Raw genomic sequence first — 21,021 nt, 5'->3', positions numbered from 1 at the left:
CCCAGGAGAAAACGATGTCCGTCAAAGAAGTCGCGCAGGGTCTGGTTGACCTTTGCAAAGAAGGCAAGTTCGAAGAAGCGATGAGTCAGTATTATTCTGATGACATCGTCAGCACCGAGCCGATGGGCGAAAATCCCGTCTCGACCGGAATCGCCGCCGTGAAGGCGAAGGGCGAATGGTGGGTTACGAATTTCGAAGTCCACGGCGTGGTCGTCACTGGCCCCTTCGTGAACGGAGACCAGTTCATCGTTGGATTCGAGCTCGACGCCACGAATCGTCCCAGCGGCAAGCGGGAGACGATGAAGGAAGCGGGACTGTACACCGTCAAAGACGACAAGATCGTCAATGAGATCTTCTACTACTAAAAGACACCCCGGAGTTAGGAACGGCGCGCTCGCGCGCCGTTCCTAACGACTCAATGAAAGACAACACATCAGACTGGTGCTGAGAAAGAGTTGATTTCATGGTTTCCTCGTGCGCGAAGGCGCTCACCACCACATTGCTGATCCTATCTTCGTGTGTAGCACCGGCCGCGGTGCGTCACAATTCTCACCACAGCCACAGCCACAGCAAAAAATCGATCGTGTTCGACAAAACTTTTGCGGGACACAAATTATCTCCGATTGCCGCCGACCATTTTACATGTGATTACGGGCGCTTTTCTCCGGACGGGAAATATATTGCGCGCATTGCGGTCGGCGATGCGGAAGTTGGATCGGCCATTGTGTATAGATACTTGGCTGGTTCTCACCCATTTTCCCGGAGATATAGAGTGAGTCGTGAATTTGTGAACATTGACAATTGTGCTTGGGTACCCGGACGCCCTCATTCTCTGGTCGTTGCGGCGGGAGGCGCTGATTATGGGACAGGCTTTATTGCGCTATGGACCGGTAAAGGACACACGCATTTTCTGCGTAAAGCGAAATTCGAAGAGGGAGAAGGATTTTCGATCCTCCATATGGCTCCCGATGGGTCATCTCTGATTTATAAACGCTTTGGCTATTCAGAAACTGACGACCGAACAGAAACCGGCAAGATTTCCCTCAATCGGTATCGTCCTCAATAAGACAAAATAGATTAAGTGCAAAGCGGCGTTTTCGAAAACGCCGCTTTGCTCCACTCTGAATAAATCCTCGGCAACTAATTTTGCGCCTTCGTGTCTAAACCTCTGTAACGCCGACAATCAGCATCGGCGATCTTGTCGCCAGCGTCGGCACACGCTCATGAGAGATTGGCGGAAGCAAAGCAATGAAAGACAAACCACCGCCACGACGTTTCGGTGAAGATCAGTCAGCAACTCCGATCATTCCCATGATCCTGCGCTTCATGTTGATTATCAGTTTTGTTGTCGCGGTTGGCGTCATCTGCTACTGCGCTTTCCAGCCTCCTATTCCGGTTCCAGCCGCGATCACTCCGTCGCCGAATGCTTATGACGACTTTATCGCCGCCGGCAATCTGATGAAGGATGGTGATAAGATCGACTACGCTGTGATGTCAAGGCATTTTAGCGGCCGCCCTATCGATCACCCTTACACACTTGGCGAAAAGACTGCGTTACTTCAAGACAATCAGCGAGCGCTCGCGCGGTTGCGACTCGGATTGACGCACGAGTGTGTGAACCCGCTGTCTCGGACATCCGACTTCGGCTTCAGTAAATTACAGCCATTTCACAGCCTGGATCGTCTCCTCACTCTCGAAACACAGGTCCAAAGCGCAAAAGGCGATTATCCTGCGGCGATGGACAGCTGTCTTGATCGAGCACAATATGGCGCCGTCTTGATTGGCGATCATACCTCCGTAGACGTCAGCCGTGGGCTGCGTTTCCAAAGGGTAAGTTTTACGCGCGGCTGGGATGAGATGCGCGATTTGAATTCGCAAAGCGCCGCGCATGCAGCGCTTCGGCTGGAAAATATCGACCGCGCGACCGCGCCGCTCGAAGCAATGCGAGCTGAGGAAAAGTGGGCGGGCCTGACAGCGATCCAGCAGCTTGCGGTCCCGCCGAACCGAAGACAAGACCCTTTTTTCCGTGCGTTTCAGCGAAGCAATGAGCGCCATTTTGCGGACGAGATGGATCTGCTGATTCAGGCATCCCGCCGTCCATGGTCGCCCGCCATCAAGACCGCACCAGCAGGATTAAATCCCATATATTCCCTGGCGCAGATGTTGGAGCCGATCGATAATAATGGCTTCCAATATTATCACACAGCGGCGAATCGGCGATTGCTTCTCACAGCATTGGCTTTGAACGCATATCACGGCGCGACGGGAACGTATCCGGCGTCGTTATCCCAGCTCACGCCGCGCTACTTGTCTTCTGTCCCACGCGATCCGTTCAGCCCCAGCAGTTCTCCGCTTCAGTACAAACAGCGTGGCGAGACATATTTACTCTACAGCGTCGGCCCCGACGCCAAGGACAATGGCGGAGCGGCGATCATAACTATCTCGGTCAATCATCGACCAGTCACGGGCGCACAGAAATATTTTGTGAAATCGGACAGCGTGGGGGATATTGTCGCCGGCGTCAATAAGTAGGCAGATTCTCTCTGTGCAGGATTTCCCCTCGCCTACACGGAACAACTTGGCGGCTACCATTTTGTTCTAAGATACATCGTCATCATAGAGTAGGTCCGTACGATGAGAAACATAACACGAAACTCTATGGCAATCGTCGCGATATTCGCCATTTTTCCCCTCATGCAAGCCGCTGCTCAAACGCCAAAATCACATAACGCATACGATTATTTTATGGCGGCGGGAAAGGCGGTTTCGAGCACGGATGAGACAATCAGTCAGGCGCTGGGAGTGGGAGACGCCTTGCCGTCGTCCAAAGCTTCGCTGCCGGAGCAGGAGACGCTGGTGCGTCAAAACGCCAAGGCGCTTCATCTAATCCGGCAGGGTTTGGCGTACCCTTACACGCCCCGACGAAGCGCCAACAAAGCTGGTGTTCCGGTACTGGGCGGCGAGTTTAAACTGAGAGTGCTGGCGCGCCTGTTCAAGCTGGAGGCGCAGGTCCGAGCGGCTCATGGCGACTGGGCAGGAGCCGCCGATTCGGATATGGACTCAATCCAGATGGGAGAGATGTGCGTGCGCGGAGGCACGATGATCGCTGCGCTGTTGGGGGTGGCGGTGCAGGCGATCGGACATATGGATCTTTGGGAGCGAATCGATCATCTCAATGGTCTACAGGCGCGCCAAGCGGTGATGCGTATGCAGAAGATCGAAAAGTTGCATGCTCCATATGCGGAGGTGATCGATCAGGAAAAGCGCGAGGAGCTGACGGAGATGAAGCTCCTATTCCGCCAGCCCAATTGGCGGAAGCAACTCGCGCAGATAATGGAAAATACAGTGCCAGTGAGTCAGCTTCAAGGATTGACGCCCGCAAAGCTGACTTCTGAATATATCCGCTATATGGACAGTGTGAAGGCCGCCACGCACCGTCCTTACAATACTGCGATCCGGCAGAATATTCCCTGTTCTCCCGCGATCGCAATGTTCGCGATCGCAGTTGCGCCCGTCATTTTCAACGACACGCTATCCCGCACGCAGCACTCGCTGCTCCTCACCGCGCTCGCTTTGCAGACTTATCATGCACAGCGTCACATCTACCCAAACGATCTCACGCAGCTCACGCCCGCGATTTTGACGGCCGCACCCGACGATCCTTTCAGCGACGCACCATTCAAATATCGTCAAATGGGCGCTCGATATCTCCTTTATAGTGTCGGGCCGGATGGGCGCGACGATGGAGGCAAAGCAATCTCCGCCCCAAATGCGTGGCGAGCGAGCATGCGGAATCGAGTGTCCCGCGCCTCCCTCGGCGATATTGTCGCTGGAGTTAACCAATAACAATGGGCCGGGGCGCAATCGCGCCCCGGCCTTCATCGTTTCTCTGATTCGCGAGGTTCTTTTATCCGTTCCAGGGGTTGCCGGTATTTTTGCCGGGCGACTTGGGGTCGCCGTCTTGTCCGGTTTCCTCGGAGGACTGGGTGCTGCTGGGGTCCACGTCGCCGGCGGCGGGGGTGTCGGCGTTGAGGCCGGTTTCGTCGCCGGCCTGGGTGGCGTCCTGGCCCTTATCGGTTTCGCCGCCGGTGCGGCCGCCGGGGTAAGCGTCTTGTCCCTGAGTCATCTCGTTCTGGTTCTGCGTGGGCGCGTCCGCGCCGCCCGGGGCGGTGCTGCTGCCGTCGCCAAATTTCTGCTGATCGTCTGTCCGGTGTGCGTCGGCGACGCCGGTATCGTTTTGGAATGCCACTGCTCATCCTCCATCATGCTTTGATTGGTTCTTACCCGCGCCGCGCGGTGAGCAAACAGACGGCTAGGGAAGAGGCTCGTCGCGCAGTACGTCGTCCTGTGGATCGTAACCGACCAGATCGCGCGTGGTGGAGATATCAAGACGCTTGAATTGGTTGTCGCTGACGCCGTGAAGAATTGCGAAGGGCAAATCCTCGACGTCGATGCACCGGTGGAGCAGCTGATTCAGATCGCGCTTGGAGACGAATGAGTTTCGCAGATGCGGGCCTTTATCCATGCGGCCACGCTCCACGGTTTTGTAGGCGCCGATCCGCACGACGATGGCGCTGAGGCCCTGCTGCGACGACATGTACCGGGCCAGCGCCTCGCCAAAGCACTTCGCCACGCCGTACAAATCGGGAGGATTGACCGGATCGCCGGTCTTAACCTGAACGTCGTCCGGATATCCCGCGACGGCGTGCACCGAGGAGGCGTAGATGACGCGCCGGACTTTGGCGGCGACGGCCGCCGTGAAGACGTTGTAGGTTCCGATGATATTGGGTTCGAGCAAATCGTTCCAAAGCGCGTCGGGGCGCGGGTTCGCGGCCAGGTGGACGATGGCGTCCACGCCCTCGAACAGCTCCTGGAGGCGTTCGATGCTGCTCAGATCGGCGTACACGACTTCGCCGAAGGGGCGGATCCGGTCGATCGCCCAATCTTGCTCGCGCACCATCAGACGCAAATCGTACTTCTCGGACGAATGCTCCGCAAAGTAGGATCCAATATATCCCGCCGCCCCCGTCACCAGCACCCGCCGCTTCGATTCTTGCGTCATCTCACCGCTCCATCCAACAAAATTCCGTCATACAGATGTTCGCCATTGAGCCCATCAGTCCCTCTATTCGCCGAATCCCAGCCCAGCAGGTATAATGACGACATCGAGAGGGATGAGGCGAGAAAGACAATGGCGTTGGACGAACGTTACAACTTTAACGAGATTGAGAAGAAGTGGCAGGATCGCTGGGCGGAAGCGAACCTCTATCATGTGGAGATCGACCCCAGTAAGCCGAAATATTACGGGCTGGAATTCTTTCCCTACCCCTCCGGCGCGGGTCTGAGCGTCGGACACTTCAAGAACTATGCTCCCAATGACGCGTTTTTGCGCTACAAGTCGATGCGCGGTTTCAATGTGCTGCATCCGATGGGCTGGGACGCCTTCGGAATGCCCGCCGAAAATGAAGCGATCAACAAAAAACGGCAGCCGAGCACGATGGTCAGAGAGTACGCGGCGAACTACAAGCGCCAGTTAAACCTGATCGGCATGGGTTACGACTGGGACCGGGAGATCAACTCCAGCGATCCCGCCTACTATCATTGGACGCAGTGGATCTTCCTGATGCTGAACCAGCGCGGTTTGGCCGAACGCAAGAACGCCAATATCAACTGGTGCCCATTCGACAAAACGGCCCTGGCGAACGAAGAAGTCGTCAACGGCCGCTGTCAGCGCTGCGGAACCCCGGTTGAGAAAAAGGCGATGCCGCAGTGGTATCTGAAGATCACCGAGTACGCCGAGCGGCTGCTCTCCGGTCTGGATACCGTGGACTGGCCCGAAGGCATCAAGATGCAGCAGCGCAACTGGATCGGCCGCAGCGAAGGCGCTGAGGTGGATTTCCAGGCGGGCGAGCACACGATCACCGTCTTCACGACCCGTCCGGACACGCTCTGGGGCGCGACCTTTATGGTCCTGGCGCCCGAGCATCCGCTCGTCGAGACATTGACGACGCCGGAGCACACGGACGATATCGCGGCGTATGTCGCCCGCGCCGGACGACTGGCCGATATCGACCGCCAGGCCGAAGGCCGCGAGAAAACCGGCGTCTTCACCGGCTCTTATGCGTCCAACCCCGTAAACGGCGAGCAGGTCCCGATCTGGATCGCCGACTATGTCCTGACGGGCTACGGAACCGGCGCGATCATGGCCGTGCCCGCGCACGACCAGCGCGACTTTGACTTCGCCCGCAAGTTCGATCTGCCGATCATTCCGGTCTATCAGCAGCCCGGCGAGGCGATCACCGGCGAATCCATGACGCAGGCGACGACAGATCAGGGTGTCCTGACCAATTCAGGCGCGTTCAACGGCCTGGCGTATAGCAAGGCCACCGTGCGGCAAGTTTCGGCGTGGCTGGAGCAGCAGGGCAAGGGCAAGCCGGTCGTCAACTACCGGTTCCGAGACTGGCTGCTCTCCCGCCAGCGGTACTGGGGCGTTCCGATCCCGATCATCCATTGCCCGGAGCACGGCGCGGTCCCGGTCCCTGAGGATCAATTGCCCGTTTTGCTGCCTCCGGTCGAGAATTACCAGCCGTCGGGCACGGGCGAGTCGCCGCTGGCGACGATCCCCGAGTTCGTCAACACCGTCTGCCCGATCTGCGGCGGCGCGGCGCGGCGCGAAACGGACACGATGGCCGGCTTCGCCTGCTCGTCCTGGTACTTCCTGAGGTTCGCCGACCCGCACAACGGCTCCGCGCCGTTCTCGTCCGAGGCCGCGAAGTACTGGCTGCCCGTGGACACCTATGTCGGCGGCGCCGAGCACGCCGTCATGCACCTGCTCTATGCCCGGTTCTGGACGAAGGTGTTATACGACGCCGGCAAGCTGGAGTTCGACGAGCCGTTCACGCGCCTGCGCAATCAAGGCATGATGCTCGCCTACACGCCCGGCCGCAAGCCGGAGCTGGATGAGCGAACGTCGGAAGATAGCTCCGACGAACCGATCGAAGACTGGGTCGCGATCAAGCCCGAAGATCTGCCTAAGTACAAACCCGAAGAGATCGTCTATCGCTGGGCGAAGATGTCCAAGAGCGCCGGCAATGTCGTGACGCCCGATGAGACCGCCGCCAAGTACGGCGCGGACTCCACGCGTGTCTACGAGATGTTCATCGCTCCGTTTGAAGAAACGGTGCAGTGGAGCGAGGACGGCATCCGGGGATCGTTCAAGTTCCTGGCGCGTGTCTACCGATTGGTCGCCCAGCAGTCCGAAGGCTGGACGCCCGATTGGCGCGCGCGCGTCGGCGACCTCACGGACGCCAAGGAAAAGGCCCTGCGCCGCAAGACGCACCAGACGATCGTCAAGATCGCCGACGACCTGGAGAACTTCCGGTTCAACACCTCCGTCGCGGGCCTGATGGAGTGGGTGAACGCGATGTACGAAGTCGTCAACGCCCTGCCCGCCGGCGAGCGCTCGGCGGCTCTTGACGAAGCCATCGAAAACCTGATCCTGATCCTCGCGCCCTTCGCCCCGCATCTGGCCGACGAGCTCTGGCAGGTCGGCCTTGGACAATCGGGCTTCCTGTACAAGCACGCCTGGCCCGAATCCGATCCTGAAGTCGCCAAAGCCGACGAGATCACCCTCGTCGTCCAGGTCAACGGAAAGGTCCGCGACAAGATCACCGCGCCCGCCGGCCTGGACAACGAATCGCTCAAAGCCATCGCGCTGGAAAGCGAGCGCGTTCAGGAGCACACCCACGGCAAGACGATCCGCAACGTGATCGTGGTGCCGGGGAAACTGGTGAATATTGTGGTGGGGTAGCAGAGCCCTCACCCCCTTCCCCTCTCCCGATAGAGCGCTAAAGCGCGGGAGAGGGGTGTCCAAAGGTCGGAGCCAAAACAAGGTTCACGAATTCTTGGACTAAAAATAGTATTTCAAGCCTTAGGCGCGAAGCTACGTTCGGTTCACCCTCGGTCCCTCTCCTCCGGGAGAGGGACCGAGGGTGAGGGCTCATCTTTCTCTCGTGAGGATCAAATGCAGGACCCTCGGATTCGCTGGGCGCTCGTCGCCGTCATTGGCGTGATCGCGTGCGCCGGAGGCGCGAACCTTTACGCAAAGCGTCACACGCCCCCAGCGCCGATCACAATTACCGATGCTCCCAGCGCCGCGCCGGGCGGCGCGCCGGATGTTCTGAGCGCGGCGCCCACGAAAACCCTGACGGCGGTTGGATCGACCACCTCTATTCTGCCCTCCGATTTGATTTGCTACGTGCACGTCGCCGGAGCGGTCCGAAATCCGGGCCTCTATCATCTTCCCCTCCCCAACCGTGTCGCCAACGCCATCCATGCGGCGGGTGGCGGGACTTCCAAAGCCGATCTCGACGCCTTGAACCTCGCGGAGCCGATCGCGGACGGTGAAAAGATTTACGTCCCCGAACGCCACGAAGATCCCGCCAGGATCCAGCATTATACGCCCGGCAACAGCATCGGCCACACGACGATCCACGTTGCGCGCGCTCCGCGCTTGCCGGCCGCCTCCCCGCTGCCCGCCTTCGGAAAAGCCGTCCCGCTGCCGATTGACGCCAGCGCCGTCGCCCCCAGTCCTTCTGCCTCCGCAGGCGACCAAGCCGCCGGCTCGGAGCCTGCCGCATCATCGGAAGAAGGCGCTCCGACCCACGCGCACGCCTCCCATCCCGACAAAATTACCGCCGCGTCCGGCGAGCGCATCAACATCAACACCGCTTCGGCGACGGATTTGGAGCGCCTGCCAGGCGTCGGCCCCGCCACCGCCGCGCATATCATCGACTATCGCACGCAGAACGGCGGCTTCCATAAGATCGAAGATTTGATGGACGTCAAAGGCATCGGCGAAAAAAAGCTGGCCAAGATCGCGCCGTTTGTGACGCTGTAATTTTCTTCCCGCGCCTATTGACATTCCACAGCGCCCTCGGTATAATTTGAAATATCGCTAGTTTTACTAGTAACTAAATAGTGATTTCATCGCCGACTAGACACCTGGAGGCCCAAGCAACTGTGCTTGGGCCTCTTTTTGCATTTGGATTGCCATACTTTTCCGCGATCTTTGAACGACCTGTAAAGGATACAAACCCAATGAGTGACGCTTTTTCGATCTCGACCCAGCAGAACGAACCGCTCGAATTGACGGCGGATGTCCTGGTCATCGGCGGCGGTCCCGCCGGGACGTGGGCAGCGTGGAGCGCCGCATCGAAGGGCGCGCGCGTGGTGCTGGCGGACAAGGGGTACTGCGGCGCCAGCGGCGCGACGGCGCCGTCGGGCGTGGGTGTCTGGTATGTACAGCCCGATCCGGAAGAGCGCGCGAAGGCGAAGGCGAGCCGGGAAGCGCTCGGCGGATTTTTGGCCGATCATAGCTGGATGGACCGCGTGCTGGATCAGACCTATGAGAATGTCGCGCATCTCGCGCAGTGGGGGTATCCGTTCCCGACCAACGAGCGCGGCGAGCAGGTACGGCGCGGTATGCAGGGTCCGGAATACATGAAGATCATGCGCAAAGTCGTGAAACAGGCGGGTGTGAAGATTCTGGATCATAGCCCGGCGCTGGAGCTGCTGCTGGATTTCGACGGCGTTGTGGCCGGCGCGGCGGGCGTGCAGCGTCAGGAAAATCGGCCCTGGTCGGTGAAGGCCGGCGCCGTGGTGATCGCCACCGGCGGCTGCGCGTTTTTGAGCAAGGCGCTGGGAACGAACGTTTTGACGGGCGACGGCGGCCTGATGGCCGCCGAGGCCGGCGGCGAGATGAGCGGCATGGAGTTTTCCAACGCGTATTCGCTGGCGCCGGCGTTCTCGTCCGTCACCAAGAGCGCCTACTATAGCTGGGCGTCCTTCACCTACGAAGACGGCCGCGTGATCGAAGGCGCGGGATCGCAGCGCGGGCGCTCGATCATCGCCAAAACACTGCTCACGCAGCCGGTCTTCTGCCAGCTCGACAAAGCCGATGACGAAACGCAGGTCTGGATGCGCAAGGGCCAGCCCAATTTCTTCCTGCCGTTCGATCGCGCCGGGATCAACCCGTTCACGGACCGGTTCCCGGTGACGATGCGCCTGGAAGGCACCGTGCGCGGCACCGGCGGCATTCGGATCGCCGACACGACCTGCGCCACCACGGCGCCGGGCCTGTACGCGGCGGGCGACGCCGCGACGCGCGAGCTGATCTGCGGCGGCTTTACCGGCGGCGGCAGCCACAACGCCGCCTGGGCGATCTCTTCGGGCTACTGGGCCGGTGGCGGCGCGGCGGCGTATGCCCTGTCGCTGGGCGAAAAGGCGCACAACCGGCGTCTGCGCGGCGCGGGCCGCGCCGCGCTGCGTCCCGCCGGAGCGGGCTTCGACACCGCCGAGATCGTTCGCGGCGTGCAGTCGGAAGTCACGCCCTACGACAAGAATCTGTTCCGCACCGAAGCCGGCCTGCGCAGTTCGCTGGTGGAGCTCAATGGACTCTGGCGCGCCGTGCAGGGCCGTCCGGAATCCGCTTCCACGACCGAGGGCGTGATCCAGGCGCGGCAGGCGGCGGCGATGGTGGCGACCGCGCGCTGGATGTACGCCAGCGCCCATGTCCGCACCGAGACGCGCGGCATGCACAAGCGGGTGGACCACCCCGCGCAGTCGCCGGAGCAGCAGTATCGACTCCTGAGCGGCGGGCTGGATACGGTCTGGGTCAAACCCGACCCGACCAGCGTCGCCGCCCCCGCCCCGAAAGAAACGGTGTCCCGATGATCGAACTTGTCAGCCAATCCCGCTGCATCGAATGCAACCTTTGCGTGAAGGTCTGCCCGACGAACGTCTTCGACGAGGTCGACGGCGGCGCGCCGGTCATCGCCCGGCAGTCGGCATGCCAGACCTGTTTCATGTGCGAAGTTTATTGCCCGGCGGATGCGCTGTATGTCGCCCCCGAAGCGGAGGCGTCGGTGGCGGTGGACGAAGACCGGTTGATCGACCTGGGACTGCTCGGCAGCTACCGCGAGGCGGTCGGCTGGGGTCCGGGCCGCACTCCCGGAGCGGCGAAGGTCGATGCGACGGATTATATGCAGGAGAAGATCCGCAAAGTTCTGCATTAGCGCAGAATCGGAAGGATCGAGTCTGCGTCGTGAGAGTTGGAAGGAATTTGTGTTGAGTACGAGAGTTGCTGGAAAACGAATCGAACGCCGATGGATCGCCGCCGGCGCGCTGGCCTTGCCGCTGCTATTTGTGGGCTGTGGCCCCAAGGGCGCGCACTCCCCGGGCGGATATGAGAGCAGCCAAACGGGAGTTCTGCGCGTCGGCATCATCAGCACGACCGGCAAGCAGCCGTCGGGTCCCGAAGGTCTCGCCTACAAGCAAGGGACGCTGATCAAGGACCTCGCGAGCGCGGGGATCACTCAGATCGAGTTCACGCCGTTCGCGAATGGACCAGACCTGAATGAAGCGATGGCGGCGGGCGGCCTGGATGTCGGCGAATACGGCGATACTCCGGCCCTGGTCGGACGATCGGCGGGCCTCCCTACCCGCGCCATCAATCAGAACACCGTGGGGACGAACGCCTGGCTGATCGTCCGCGCCGACGGGCCAAAGACGGTGGATGATCTGCGCGGCAAGACCGTCGCCACCTCCAAAGGCTCCTATATGGCGCGCTACCTGCTGGGATTGCTCGCGGAGAAGAATCTGACCAAGGATGTGAAGTTCGTCCATCTGCTTCCCAACGCCGCCGAATCCGCGCTCCAGCATGGCGACATCGCCGCCTATGCGGCCCCAGGCGGGACCGGTCCTTTGCTGATCCAGCACGGCTACAAGGCGATCGATCAGGCGAACCAGCACCCAGGCCTCAGCGGCAGCGGCGTCACGGTCGTTTCCGAAACCTATCTTGCCGCCCATCCGCAGTTCCCGGCGATCTGGAACAAGGCGCGCGCTAACGCGATCGACAACGCGCAGGCGCACCCGGAAGATTACTACCAATTTCAGACGGCTCTGAGCAAGCTGCCCGAGCCAATCGTCAAGGCGTCCTATCCGATCGCGCTCTATTCCAAAGAGCCGTTCACGCCCAAAGGTCTGGCGCTGCTCAGCGGCACCAAGGCGTTCCTCGTGCAGCAGCATCTCGCCAAATCGGACTTTGACTTGAAGACCTGGACTGTTTCCCCTGCAGGCGCCACGCAATCGGCGGCGCTGCCGAAATAGGAGAACACAAGATGAGCACTCCCATCGCGTCCCGACGGATCTGGCGCGGGTCCGTCGCGCCAGCAGAATCCCGCATGGCGGCGCCCAAATCCGCCGTCCGCTCCGGCGGCGATCTCTGGGGCCGCGTGCTGCCCTGGGCCGTCCCGCTGGTCATCCTCGCCGTCTGGCAATGGCTGGCCCAGCGCGGGACGATCGCGCCGCAGGTGCTGCCCTCTCCGGTGGGAGTTGTCAAAGCCGGCGTCGTCCTGGCGCACACCGAACTGGCGGCGGACATCGCCATCAGCGCCAAGCGCGCCTTCACCGGCTTCGCGATCGGCGGCTCCCTGGGCTTCCTCTTCGGCATGATCAACGGCCTGGTTCGACGCAGCGAGCAAACGCTGGACAGCACCATCCAGATGGCGCGCACGATCCCGCACCTCGCCCTGATCCCGCTGCTGATCCTGTGGTTCGGCATTGGCGAAGAAACCAAGATCGTCCTGGTTGCGCTCGGCGTCTTCTTCCCGATTTACCTGAACACCTTCCACGGCATGCGCGCCGTTGATCCTTCCCTCGTGGAAGCCGGCCGCGTCTACGGGATCAAAGGCTTCCGTCTGTTTCGGCAAGTCATCCTTCCCGCCGCACTGCCCTCGATCCTGATCGGCCTCCGGTTCGCGCTAGGCGCAATGTGGCTGACCCTAATTGTCGCCGAAACCGTCGCCGCCGACTCCGGCATCGGCTACATGACCACCAACGCCCGCGAATACATGCAAACCGACGTCGTCGTCTTCGGCATCCTGCTCTACGCCCTGCTCGGCAAGGGCGCGGACCTGGCGGCGCGGCTGCTGGAGCGCGTCTTCCTACCCTGGCACACGGGGTATGGAGGGGCGGCGAAGTAGAGAGGAGGATGCCCCCCGGCCCCCACTGGGTTCATAAGGAGAGGTTTTCGTAGGCGTCAGCGTATGCGATCCCCGGCTATAAAAGCCGGGTCTTGGGAGCCTTCGGCTAACCGTCCGTTCCGGACGGAGGAAACTGCGATCGATTGCCGGCATTTGCGTCCGGCACGGACGCTTAGTCGCGAAGCGACTCCCAAGGCCCGAGTTTTATACTCGGGTGCAACGTGGTCGAAAAAACCTAGTCTTATAAGCTCCCATGGGGCCGGGGGCATCCTTGCAGACGATTTTTAGAACCAAGCAAGGATCTCCATCGTGGCGACAATTCTACAAAAACCACAATTTGAAGGCTTAAAAGGCGATTCCCAGGGCGCGCGCGTCACCGTACGCGGGGCGCATAAATACTTTGGCGAGAACAAAGTTCTGGTCGATTTGGACTTAGATATCGCGCCGGGCGAGTTCGTGGCGGTGGTTGGGCGCAGCGGGTGCGGCAAGAGCACGCTGCTGCGTCTGCTGGCGGGACTGGAGCCGGCGACCCGGGGGCTGGTCGCGATCGACGATCAGCCGCTCCGCACGCTGCATCCGGATGTCCGTGTGATGTTCCAGGACGCGCGTTTGATGCCGTGGATGCACGTGCTGGAAAACACAGGGCTTGGACTCACCGGCGACTGGAAGCCGAAGGCGCAGGCGGCGCTGGATGATGTGGGTCTGGGAGACCGGGGCAAGGATTGGCCGTCGATCCTCAGCGGCGGCCAGCGCCAGCGCGTCGCCCTCGCGCGCGCCCTCGCCAGTCATCCTCGTTTCCTGCTGCTCGACGAACCGCTCGGCGCGCTCGACGCCCTGACTCGCCCGGACATGCAGCGCCTGATCGAAGACCTCTGGCGGCAGCGCGGCTTCACCACCCTGCTCATCACGCACGACGCCGAAGAAGCCGTCGCCCTCGCCGACCGCGTCGTCCAGATTCAGAACGGCGTCATCTCCGTCGACATCCCCGTCCAACTCCCCCGCCCGCGCGACCGCGCCTCGGCGGAGTTCATCGCCCTGCGCGAAGAGATCCTGCGCCATGTGCGAGCCGCCGAGTGAAGCGGCGGCGTCGCTCAACTCTCGATGAGTTGAGCGACGCACTGCGCGAGAGTGGGCAAAATGGCGAAAAATCGCGGATAGCTGAGTTCGTAAATTGGAACTCGCGCGGCAAGATCATGGCACAGTCCATTCAATTTTCCGCCATCCATCCATCTCTCCATGAGCCAGGCGGCGTGCAGATTACGCCTCAGCGTCCTCGTTGCTTCCTCGTCGGAAAGCCGGCGCGAAGTCACCAGAGTCCGCATATGCTTCGGTTTCAGCAAACTCTCTTTCGGGAGAGGCTGAGGCCGGATCAAAAAGATGGCGGCAAGCGGGGATGGCTCCGCAACGCGTTGTGCGCTGGGCAAAGGAACGTAATACTCTTCCTCTCCCACGCCATAATCGGCGGGAATAAGATTTTCAATCTCCATTCCGTGCAGATCCACCGCTTCCCGAGACAGTTTGGGATACAGGGAAACGGAAGGAAAAGCGATAGCCTCCTCCCCCATCATTCGCACGGGAATCAGATCGTCGTTCGCAAAGCGCGCTCCATGCCGTAATAAAAACCAGGAAAGGGTTGATTTCCCCGCTCCGGAATCGGCCATCAAAGCGATAGAGCGACCAACCATTTGGATGCCCGCCCCATGCAGCGGAATCCCGCCGTGCGTCAGCGTCGCCACGCCCAGCCCCGCATGAATGGCCCAGGCCGAAGCAATTTCCAACAAATCGTCGGCGCAATCTACTGTCATCGCTCGCCCTTTGAAGTCGATATGAAGAGCCAGCATTCCACGGGTCGTATTGGGTTCTAATAGTAAGCCATCGCCCACATCATAGATAAGCTGGGGGCGAATCTTTCTCATCGTGCAGGAGATATGCGCGAGAGACGCCCGCCGCAGCGCGATCATATCGGACTTGGCGTTCAGGCGAGAGGAAGCGCCAGCCATCTCGCACGGCAAATCAAATTCGCTGTCGACGGAAAATTCGTTGATGTGATAAATCACGCTTGAGCCATCTCCTGCCTCCACATCGAAGGGAACCCGGAAGAAATTCCTGCAATCGCCGCTCCAGCTAATCGGGCAAGGGAACGGTAAACAGAATATTGTTCAGCGCGTCCGCGCGATCGCGCGTCACGCTGATCGCGTGACCATCCAGCATCACCATATTCAGTCGCTCCTCCTTCCGCTCCATGCCTCCGTGCCAGAGTCCGACCTGATCGGCGAACAGTGGGACATCCACCGGATCGTGATCGCTGTAGGGCGCCTTGCGGCTCCACGCCCGAACCCCGCTGATCGTTTGCCCGTCCAGCGCCAACAGAGTCGTATACCCGTAGCTCATGCCAAAGGAATCAAAACAAGACGAACCAGCATCCAGAGGCGTCCCCTCAAAAGTGCCGGCGAGGGTAAATCCATTGTCGGAAGGGCAATGCCAGAGTTCGCGATTTTTCACATAAGCGAACATCACGTTCGGAAGCAACTGCTTATTTGCCCTCATCTGCTGAATCGCCTGCCCATATCGTCCTCCCTGCCAGGTCTGCCACGTATCGACGAATTCGTCCGTATCCAAATCGACCGGATCACCGCCATAGGGGTAACGATCGTCGTAATCCTGCGCGTATTGAAAGGTCGCGATTCCGAGCTGGCGCAGATTGGAAAGGCAAGTCACCTGCTGAGCCCTGCGCCGAGCCGAGGTGAAAACCGGCAGCAGAATGGCGACCAGCAACGCAATGATGCTGATGACGACGAGAAGCTCGATCAGCGTAAACCCGGCCGCCACGCCGCGATTTGTTTTCTCTCCGCTCATACTTCCTCGCTCCTTTCATTTCCACGACGACGCTACGCCATGCTAATCATGCAAGCAAACGGCGTGTTTACCAATCCGGTTTGAACGGCTTTGTGTAGTACGAGTCTCGCATCACCTGCCTCGCCGCATCGCTCTTTCGATTGACTTCGTCCGTGATGCGCGTTCTCTCTTCGACACTAAGAGATCCCCAATCCGGTCGTTTACCGACAAGATGAATTTCTCGAATGGTCGCATTGGTCGCTGCGACCTCTTTCTCCCCGAGCACCTTGGGGGACACTCCATGCGCGTAGGCTTGTTTAAACCAGTCGTTATCGCTGTTCATCTTCTTGACAAACTGTTCTTGCTCGATCTGAAAAGGCGTCTTGGCAGGTCGCGGGACGGGCTTTAGCTGCCCCCAAAGCAACATTCCGGCGATAGACAAAACGATGAGCGAGAAAATGATTTGGATCTTAGGCTTCTGCATTCTCGGAGTATTCCTTGGCGCGGCGATCCCACAAGGCTCAGAGAGGTCTTGCGGGATCGCTCTTATAGGATCGAGACTAACCCGCCTATTAGCAGTTACAGTGATTCGTGGTGCAGCATGTGGACGCCTTCGCAGTGGCTGCGGAATTACACGCATCCAAGATGGACTGGGCTTGCGTGGGATCCATGCCGTTGCGTAAGTTAATCGTATGCGCGCCCTGACATTTCAGCTGATCGCAGATTTTCGATTGAACGCAACACTGGCAAGTGCTAAGTCCCTGACACGCATTGGGCGTGGAGCAAGCGCTGGGAGTTGGCATCCCCGTGGCGAAGGCGGCGCCCATGCTTTGGAATTCGGTGGCGAGGCGACCGGCGATCTGGTTATCGCCGGCGCGCTGTTGCAGCGCTTTCCCCACCATCCGGGCAAGGTCGTCGACGCTAAATAACGCCAATGTCGCCATCGCTGACGTCATTCCGAAGCGCTTCAGTGCATTACGACGCGCCAGCCGCTCTCGTTCGAACTTCATTTCCGCGGTTTCAGCGACAGAGGGAGCCGCCTGCTGTTCCAACGATTCCGATTGCTTGTCCTGCATCCTCGATCTCCTTTTGGTTGTCCAATTGCGGTTGTTGACCGTTATTCTGCACTTCTGCTTGTTGATGCTGTAGTTCCAAAACGCGGCGGACTACCAGATCCACCAGCCCGGCGAGGCGGTCGCGTTCCTCAATCCGATCAATCACCGCCTGCGCGACCAGGTCAATGTACTCTTCACGATCATCAATAAGCATATTTGCTGTTCCACCATCCTCCTTTTCTACCGAACGTACAGGACAGCTAAAGCGCCGGCTCTAGGGCCAGCATCCGCTTCAGCGAATTCTCCGCCATCTTCAGGCCAAGCTGGCCGGCGGCGCGGCTGCGCAGCTTGCCTTGAGCGTCAAACAGGAAGTAGCACGGCCAGACCCCTCCGGTCTGAAAAAGATCGCCGATCGTGTGCTCGTTGTCCACGGCGCATGGGCCGGTTAAACCCAGCGATTCCGCCTCCACGCGGACATCCGCCACATCCATATCGCTCTCCATGCGCGGCATGTGCACGGAAAGCAGCTGCAACCCCTGGTCGCGATAGGTTTCGATCAGCCCCAAGAGATGGGGCGCGTTCATCCTGCACACAGGGCAGGAGATCGCCCAAAACTGCACGAGCAGCGGGCTTCCATGGATTGCATTTGTTGCAAAAGAATCACCTAACCAACCGGTTGCGCCTGCAAGCGATGGAAGTGGGGTTCCTATGGAAAGCGGCATATTTCTATCACTCCGAAATATGGGAAACACAAACAAAACGTCACGCCATGACACGGCGTCGCATTCGCCATGACGGCTCTGAATTCGCGCTGCTAAGATTATGGAGCCATTATAGCAACGGCGCCGTTTTGGATGTGGGACCATTATATACAGTCATAACCCGATTTGTCAAGCCAGTTTGGAGAGCATTTGATGAATCAAAAAGTTACTTTTCTTGTGAAGCATATGTAATATCACTTTCGAGAGTAACGCAACCGTTTCTGACTACCTTGAGAGAGGTTTTGGTATCGCAATCCTAACCAGAACACGATCACCTTAATTATGGATCCGTAATATTTGCAAACAACTTGACAAATGGTCCCATCTCTATTACAATCATCTTAATAGGAGGGGATCTCGTGAATAAGCAGCTTTCTCTCGCAATATTATCAGTGAGCGCCGGGTTGATATTCGCCGGCGGTTTGCGCGCTGGCGCCGCCACATCGACGGATCGCGGCGTCACAAAGTCCTTGGAGGCGATCTCCCTCGGCGTTTCCAGCTCCCACAAGCTCAGCACGCAGGATTTTGCGAGTATCTATCACGGTCTGAAGACAAAGCATTTTTCCGCGTCCGATGCGCTGGCGGGATTGAGCGCATGGGTCGCGGCGAAGAACTTAACCCTGACACAAAAGCGCCAGGCAAGCGAACTTTGTATCGCCATGCTCGCAAAATCCTATCCAGGCGACCCCAGCAATGACCTGAAGCCGCTTGTCATCACTGTCCTGGGATCCATGGGTTATCAGCGAGCGATTCCCTCTCTCGTTCCTCTCCTCAAGGCGCCGGAAGACACCACCCGACTGGCCGCGCAAGCTGCGCTGACGGATCTGGGATATCCAGCGCCGCCGATTCAGAGTCTTCTTTATTAGTCAGCGCTTCGCGATCGGCCATATCTCCGTTTGGAAATCGACGAATGAAGGTTTCTGTCATTGCAACTAACGCCATCTAGGAAATTGGTTCACGAAGAAAGCGCGAGCGACGCCGCGATTCTGCAAATCCTCAAATGGGCCGCCGGCGCGCCCGGAGATTTTGACGCTGTGCGGAGCGTGGACGAGGATGCGCTGCTCCTTCTCATCGCCTCGCATAACCTGTACTCCCGGTTTTTCCGGCGAGTCCAGAAGGAACGGCCTCGGTGGGCGTCCCGCGTGCTAAATATCCGGGCCTTTACTCTGAATCGATTCGCCCGGCACAGGATTCAGCAGCAGATCGCGTCGTTGGGAGAGATCGTGAAATCTGTCCCCGCAGTCGCGGGACCGGTCATTCCTATCAAAGGCTTATCCATTTACGCTCTCACTGGAGGGGATGATAATATCCGGGTGAGCGGCGATATTGATCTCTTTTCCAAAGACCCGGAGAGCCTCTGGGAAGCGATGACGAGGCTGGGATATGCGACCGAAGAAAAGCGAGATAAGGGCTCCCATGTCGCGGTCATGTATCGCGGGGATGTGCAGGTGGAGATCCATCGGAGCTTCCCGGTCTGGAGTTATCCGCCGGGGCTGGCCGGCGCCGATATGCGGCCCGAGGCTCATCCGGGCCTCTGGATACAGCCGTTTTCCGATCTTCGAGAGACGTCGATCCACTACCAGGAGATCGCAGACGAGTCCTGCCCTGGCGTTGCTCCTGGGACGCAGGATCTGACCGCGCCAAACCCGATGATGTCGGCCTTGCTGCTGTGCGTCCACGCCTTCCGTCATTATGTCGAAGGGCAAGCGCTGGAATCTCCAATCGTCCGGCTCGGAGAACTGGCCGATATCCACGATCTCGCGCGCCATCCGCAGTTCGATGAGAGGCGTTTCCATAGGCTTGTCAACCGCTTCTCCGCCCACGATGCGGTTAACTTTGTCCAGAGCCTTGCACGCCAATATTTGGGAGCCGTCCCATTCAGAACTCCGAATCCCGCAGGCGCGCTGAGTTCTGACGAGTCGCCTCATGAAACAACAAGCGCTCCAATGCTGCTGTCGAACTGGTCTGGCTGGACGGCGCCGCGAACGCCGGACGAGCTGCTACAGCGCCTCAATCCCAAAGACGTCTTCGATCGCTTGGAGCCGAATCGCGTAGCGGCGGACGGCAGCTGGTATATCGCCGCGTCCTGCCATCCAAAGGAATCCGGCGAAACGCAAATGCTGTCCCGGATCCTCGTACAGAGCCCTGCCCGAGATCAGATTCCCGCTCGGCTGCGCGCGTTCTGGGAACTCGACGCTCTGCGCTTTGAGATCGAAATCCTCCGGGCGCTTCCGCCCGGTTATCGCTATCAAGTGCTGCTTTACTATCCATACAAGTTCCAGGGATCGCGTCCAGCCGGCTTCGAAATCCCTTACAGCAACGTCAAATGGACGGAGATTGGCGCGCACGACCTCGGGAATCCCGCCATAAACACCGGCGCGGCGCATCTCTCATTTGAATGGTCCGAGATGCCCGCCGCCTTCCGCCCCGATCGACAAGTTCCGATCATGACGCTGGTCATGAAGATCCGAGACGGTCATGAAAGCAATGTCTGCTTCCGAGAAGACGCCCTGCTCATGCTGCCCTTGCACGTAATTCCCGATAAGTCTTACTGACGGTAATTAAAGCGATGACATTCGACAAGATCAATCTCGCGATTTCCACCATCTGGCGCGAGGAAAATTACCTGGACGCGACCTTGCGCAGCCTCTCGCGCGAGTACCCCATCAGCCGTGAACGTTCAGTATCTTTGGTGGTCGGCTCTCCGGTCACGTTACACCTCGACCACCTTCGCCCAATGCCCGGGATCACGGTCGTGGAGATGGGGCCTACAGTTTGGTCATGGATCAAGAACAACGCGGTGCGCCATCGGGCGACGTGGAACTACTATCGCTGCCTCAACGAACCGATCGGCGGCAAGCGAGGAACACTATTGCTGGAGGACGATATCCGTTTCGCTCACGGCTGGCAAGCCCGGCTACTGGACACTCTCTCCGTGCTGGAAGACCGTTACGGCGATAACTTCGCCGTTTCTTTATACTGTCCGCAGAGTTTTGCGCTGGCGGGATGCGCGCACGGCGAACTGTTCGTTTCGTATCCATACGACAAATTTTATGGCACGCAGGCGATGTACTACACCGCCAAGATGCGGCATGGGTTTAGAACCTATTTGAGAAAGCATGGCTTGGCGCGAAATGATGCGCCCTACGATATATTGCTGCGCTATTATCTCACCCAAGAAGGTCTGCCTCTATTCGCGACTTCGCCCAGTCTCGTTCAGCATATGGGAAAACAAAGCACCGGCCTTGGGGGCTGGTACGAATCCCCAAGCTTTATGGAGGATGTCACGGCTCTTCCCGCGTCACTCACCACGCTGAAATAAAACAG

General features: G+C 59.3%; 22 protein-coding genes. 14 read left to right on the top strand and 8 right to left on the bottom strand.

The features are described from left to right. Positions 1-14 precede the first annotated feature (14 nt). The 4 genes from D5261_RS14670 to D5261_RS14655 all read left to right on the top strand — a co-directional run bounded on the left by D5261_RS14670 (position 15) and on the right by D5261_RS14655 (position 3,846). Entirely contained in the window at positions 15-365 is a 351-nt protein-coding gene (locus D5261_RS14670) for a nuclear transport factor 2 family protein (RefSeq protein ID WP_119320575.1), read from the top strand. A gap of 98 nt (positions 366-463) precedes the next feature. Then, entirely contained in the window at positions 464-1,066 is a 603-nt protein-coding gene (locus D5261_RS14665; RefSeq protein WP_125205882.1) for a hypothetical protein, read from the top strand. 182 nt (positions 1,067-1,248) lie between these two features. Next, positions 1,249-2,532, top strand: a complete 1,284-nt coding sequence (locus tag D5261_RS14660; protein ID WP_125205883.1) for a hypothetical protein — start codon at positions 1,249-1,251, stop codon at positions 2,530-2,532. 213 nt (positions 2,533-2,745) lie between these two features. Further along, positions 2,746-3,846 (top strand): hypothetical protein, encoded by a 1,101-nt coding sequence (locus D5261_RS14655; RefSeq protein WP_125205884.1) that lies wholly within the window; start codon positions 2,746-2,748, stop codon positions 3,844-3,846. Positions 3,847-3,907: 61 nt separating this feature from the next. Here the strand turns inward: D5261_RS14655 and D5261_RS14650 are convergent, their stop codons facing one another. Further along, positions 3,908-4,249 (bottom strand): hypothetical protein, encoded by a 342-nt coding sequence (locus tag D5261_RS14650; RefSeq protein WP_119320579.1) that lies wholly within the window; start codon positions 4,247-4,249, stop codon positions 3,908-3,910. Positions 4,250-4,312: 63 nt separating this feature from the next. Beyond that, a complete protein-coding gene (locus D5261_RS14645) occupies positions 4,313-5,062 on the bottom strand; it encodes an NAD-dependent epimerase/dehydratase family protein (protein WP_119320580.1) in 750 nt (249 codons plus the stop codon). Between the two features lie 129 nt (positions 5,063-5,191). On the opposite strand from D5261_RS14645, the gene leuS reads away from it, so the two are divergent. From leuS to D5261_RS14610, 7 genes are all read left to right on the top strand, one after another. Further along, a complete protein-coding gene (leuS, locus tag D5261_RS14640) occupies positions 5,192-7,810 on the top strand; it encodes a leucine--tRNA ligase (protein ID WP_119320581.1) in 2,619 nt (872 codons plus the stop codon). 213 nt (positions 7,811-8,023) lie between these two features. Continuing rightward, positions 8,024-8,899: a ComEA family DNA-binding protein gene (locus D5261_RS14635; RefSeq protein WP_119320582.1), complete on the top strand. Its 876-nt coding sequence runs from the start codon at positions 8,024-8,026 to the stop codon at positions 8,897-8,899. A gap of 200 nt (positions 8,900-9,099) precedes the next feature. Next, positions 9,100-10,734, top strand: a complete 1,635-nt coding sequence (locus D5261_RS14630; RefSeq protein WP_119320583.1) for an FAD-dependent oxidoreductase — start codon at positions 9,100-9,102, stop codon at positions 10,732-10,734. Beyond that, positions 10,731-11,075, top strand: coding sequence for a 4Fe-4S dicluster domain-containing protein (locus tag D5261_RS14625; protein WP_119320584.1), 345 nt, complete (start codon positions 10,731-10,733; stop codon positions 11,073-11,075). The genes D5261_RS14630 and D5261_RS14625 overlap by 4 nt, the downstream gene beginning before the upstream one ends. A 52-nt stretch (positions 11,076-11,127) precedes the next feature. Continuing rightward, positions 11,128-12,168, top strand: coding sequence for a PhnD/SsuA/transferrin family substrate-binding protein (locus D5261_RS14620; protein ID WP_165864057.1), 1,041 nt, complete (start codon positions 11,128-11,130; stop codon positions 12,166-12,168). 74 nt (positions 12,169-12,242) lie between these two features. Next, on the top strand, positions 12,243-13,043 hold the full coding sequence (locus D5261_RS14615; protein WP_119320792.1) for an ABC transporter permease subunit: 801 nt from the start codon (positions 12,243-12,245) through the stop codon (positions 13,041-13,043). A 309-nt stretch (positions 13,044-13,352) separates the two neighbouring features. Further along, on the top strand, positions 13,353-14,120 hold the full coding sequence (locus D5261_RS14610) for an ATP-binding cassette domain-containing protein (RefSeq protein ID WP_218025543.1): 768 nt from the start codon (positions 13,353-13,355) through the stop codon (positions 14,118-14,120). A 14-nt stretch (positions 14,121-14,134) separates the two neighbouring features. On the opposite strand, the gene D5261_RS14605 is transcribed toward D5261_RS14610, so the two are convergent. The 6 genes from D5261_RS14605 to D5261_RS14580 form a co-directional block, all read right to left on the bottom strand. Beyond that, complete coding sequence (locus D5261_RS14605; protein ID WP_119320586.1) at positions 14,135-15,100, bottom strand: phosphoenolpyruvate carboxykinase (ATP); 966 nt, start codon at positions 15,098-15,100, stop codon at positions 14,135-14,137. 67 nt (positions 15,101-15,167) lie between these two features. Further along, on the bottom strand, positions 15,168-15,899 hold the full coding sequence (locus D5261_RS14600; protein WP_119320587.1) for a prepilin-type N-terminal cleavage/methylation domain-containing protein: 732 nt from the start codon (positions 15,897-15,899) through the stop codon (positions 15,168-15,170). 67 nt (positions 15,900-15,966) lie between these two features. Beyond that, positions 15,967-16,362, bottom strand: a complete 396-nt coding sequence (locus tag D5261_RS14595) for a hypothetical protein (RefSeq protein ID WP_119320588.1) — start codon at positions 16,360-16,362, stop codon at positions 15,967-15,969. A gap of 88 nt (positions 16,363-16,450) precedes the next feature. Beyond that, complete coding sequence (locus D5261_RS14590; protein WP_165864058.1) at positions 16,451-16,954, bottom strand: hypothetical protein; 504 nt, start codon at positions 16,952-16,954, stop codon at positions 16,451-16,453. Next, positions 16,899-17,147, bottom strand: a complete 249-nt coding sequence (locus D5261_RS14585) for a hypothetical protein (RefSeq protein WP_119320590.1) — start codon at positions 17,145-17,147, stop codon at positions 16,899-16,901. The genes D5261_RS14590 and D5261_RS14585 overlap by 56 nt, the downstream gene beginning before the upstream one ends. Before the next feature lie 46 nt (positions 17,148-17,193). Next, a complete protein-coding gene (locus D5261_RS14580) occupies positions 17,194-17,655 on the bottom strand; it encodes a TlpA family protein disulfide reductase (RefSeq protein WP_165864059.1) in 462 nt (153 codons plus the stop codon). 398 nt (positions 17,656-18,053) lie between these two features. On the opposite strand from D5261_RS14580, the gene D5261_RS14575 reads away from it, so the two are divergent. The 3 genes from D5261_RS14575 to D5261_RS14565 all read left to right on the top strand — a co-directional run bounded on the left by D5261_RS14575 (position 18,054) and on the right by D5261_RS14565 (position 21,016). Further along, positions 18,054-18,560 (top strand): HEAT repeat domain-containing protein, encoded by a 507-nt coding sequence (locus tag D5261_RS14575; protein WP_125205885.1) that lies wholly within the window; start codon positions 18,054-18,056, stop codon positions 18,558-18,560. An 84-nt stretch (positions 18,561-18,644) separates the two neighbouring features. Continuing rightward, positions 18,645-20,249 carry a nucleotidyltransferase family protein gene (locus D5261_RS14570; RefSeq protein WP_165864060.1) on the top strand — a complete coding sequence of 535 codons (1,605 nt, stop codon included), beginning with the start codon at positions 18,645-18,647 and terminating at the stop codon, positions 20,247-20,249. A gap of 14 nt (positions 20,250-20,263) precedes the next feature. Continuing rightward, on the top strand, positions 20,264-21,016 hold the full coding sequence (locus D5261_RS14565) for a hypothetical protein (RefSeq protein ID WP_119320594.1): 753 nt from the start codon (positions 20,264-20,266) through the stop codon (positions 21,014-21,016). Positions 21,017-21,021 lie beyond the last annotated feature (5 nt).

Origin of the sequence: Capsulimonas corticalis, from assembly GCF_003574315.2 — a bacterium.
Taxonomy (GTDB): domain Bacteria; phylum Armatimonadota; class Armatimonadia; order Armatimonadales; family Capsulimonadaceae; genus Capsulimonas; species Capsulimonas corticalis.
The sequence above is the reverse complement of the archived record's forward strand: the minus strand, read 5'-3'. Positions and strand labels throughout refer to the sequence as shown.

Coding starts and splice junctions, on each gene's coding strand:
- leuS (WP_119320581.1), top strand. CDS start 5,192: ATGGCGTTGGACGAACGTTACAACTTTAACGAGATTGAGAAGAAGTGG.
- D5261_RS14635 (WP_119320582.1), top strand. CDS start 8,024: ATGCAGGACCCTCGGATTCGCTGGGCGCTCGTCGCCGTCATTGGCGTG.
- D5261_RS14580 (WP_165864059.1), bottom strand. CDS start 17,655: ATGCCGCTTTCCATAGGAACCCCACTTCCATCGCTTGCAGGCGCAACC.
- D5261_RS14565 (WP_119320594.1), top strand. CDS start 20,264: ATGACATTCGACAAGATCAATCTCGCGATTTCCACCATCTGGCGCGAG.
- D5261_RS14590 (WP_165864058.1), bottom strand. CDS start 16,954: ATGCAGGACAAGCAATCGGAATCGTTGGAACAGCAGGCGGCTCCCTCT.
- D5261_RS14615 (WP_119320792.1), top strand. CDS start 12,243: ATGGCGGCGCCCAAATCCGCCGTCCGCTCCGGCGGCGATCTCTGGGGC.
- D5261_RS14625 (WP_119320584.1), top strand. CDS start 10,731: ATGATCGAACTTGTCAGCCAATCCCGCTGCATCGAATGCAACCTTTGC.
- D5261_RS14600 (WP_119320587.1), bottom strand. CDS start 15,899: ATGAGCGGAGAGAAAACAAATCGCGGCGTGGCGGCCGGGTTTACGCTG.
- D5261_RS14585 (WP_119320590.1), bottom strand. CDS start 17,147: ATGCTTATTGATGATCGTGAAGAGTACATTGACCTGGTCGCGCAGGCG.
- D5261_RS14660 (WP_125205883.1), top strand. CDS start 1,249: ATGAAAGACAAACCACCGCCACGACGTTTCGGTGAAGATCAGTCAGCA.
- D5261_RS14665 (WP_125205882.1), top strand. CDS start 464: ATGGTTTCCTCGTGCGCGAAGGCGCTCACCACCACATTGCTGATCCTA.
- D5261_RS14655 (WP_125205884.1), top strand. CDS start 2,746: ATGGCGGCGGGAAAGGCGGTTTCGAGCACGGATGAGACAATCAGTCAG.
- D5261_RS14670 (WP_119320575.1), top strand. CDS start 15: ATGTCCGTCAAAGAAGTCGCGCAGGGTCTGGTTGACCTTTGCAAAGAA.
- D5261_RS14630 (WP_119320583.1), top strand. CDS start 9,100: ATGAGTGACGCTTTTTCGATCTCGACCCAGCAGAACGAACCGCTCGAA.
- D5261_RS14595 (WP_119320588.1), bottom strand. CDS start 16,362: ATGCAGAAGCCTAAGATCCAAATCATTTTCTCGCTCATCGTTTTGTCT.
- D5261_RS14645 (WP_119320580.1), bottom strand. CDS start 5,062: ATGACGCAAGAATCGAAGCGGCGGGTGCTGGTGACGGGGGCGGCGGGA.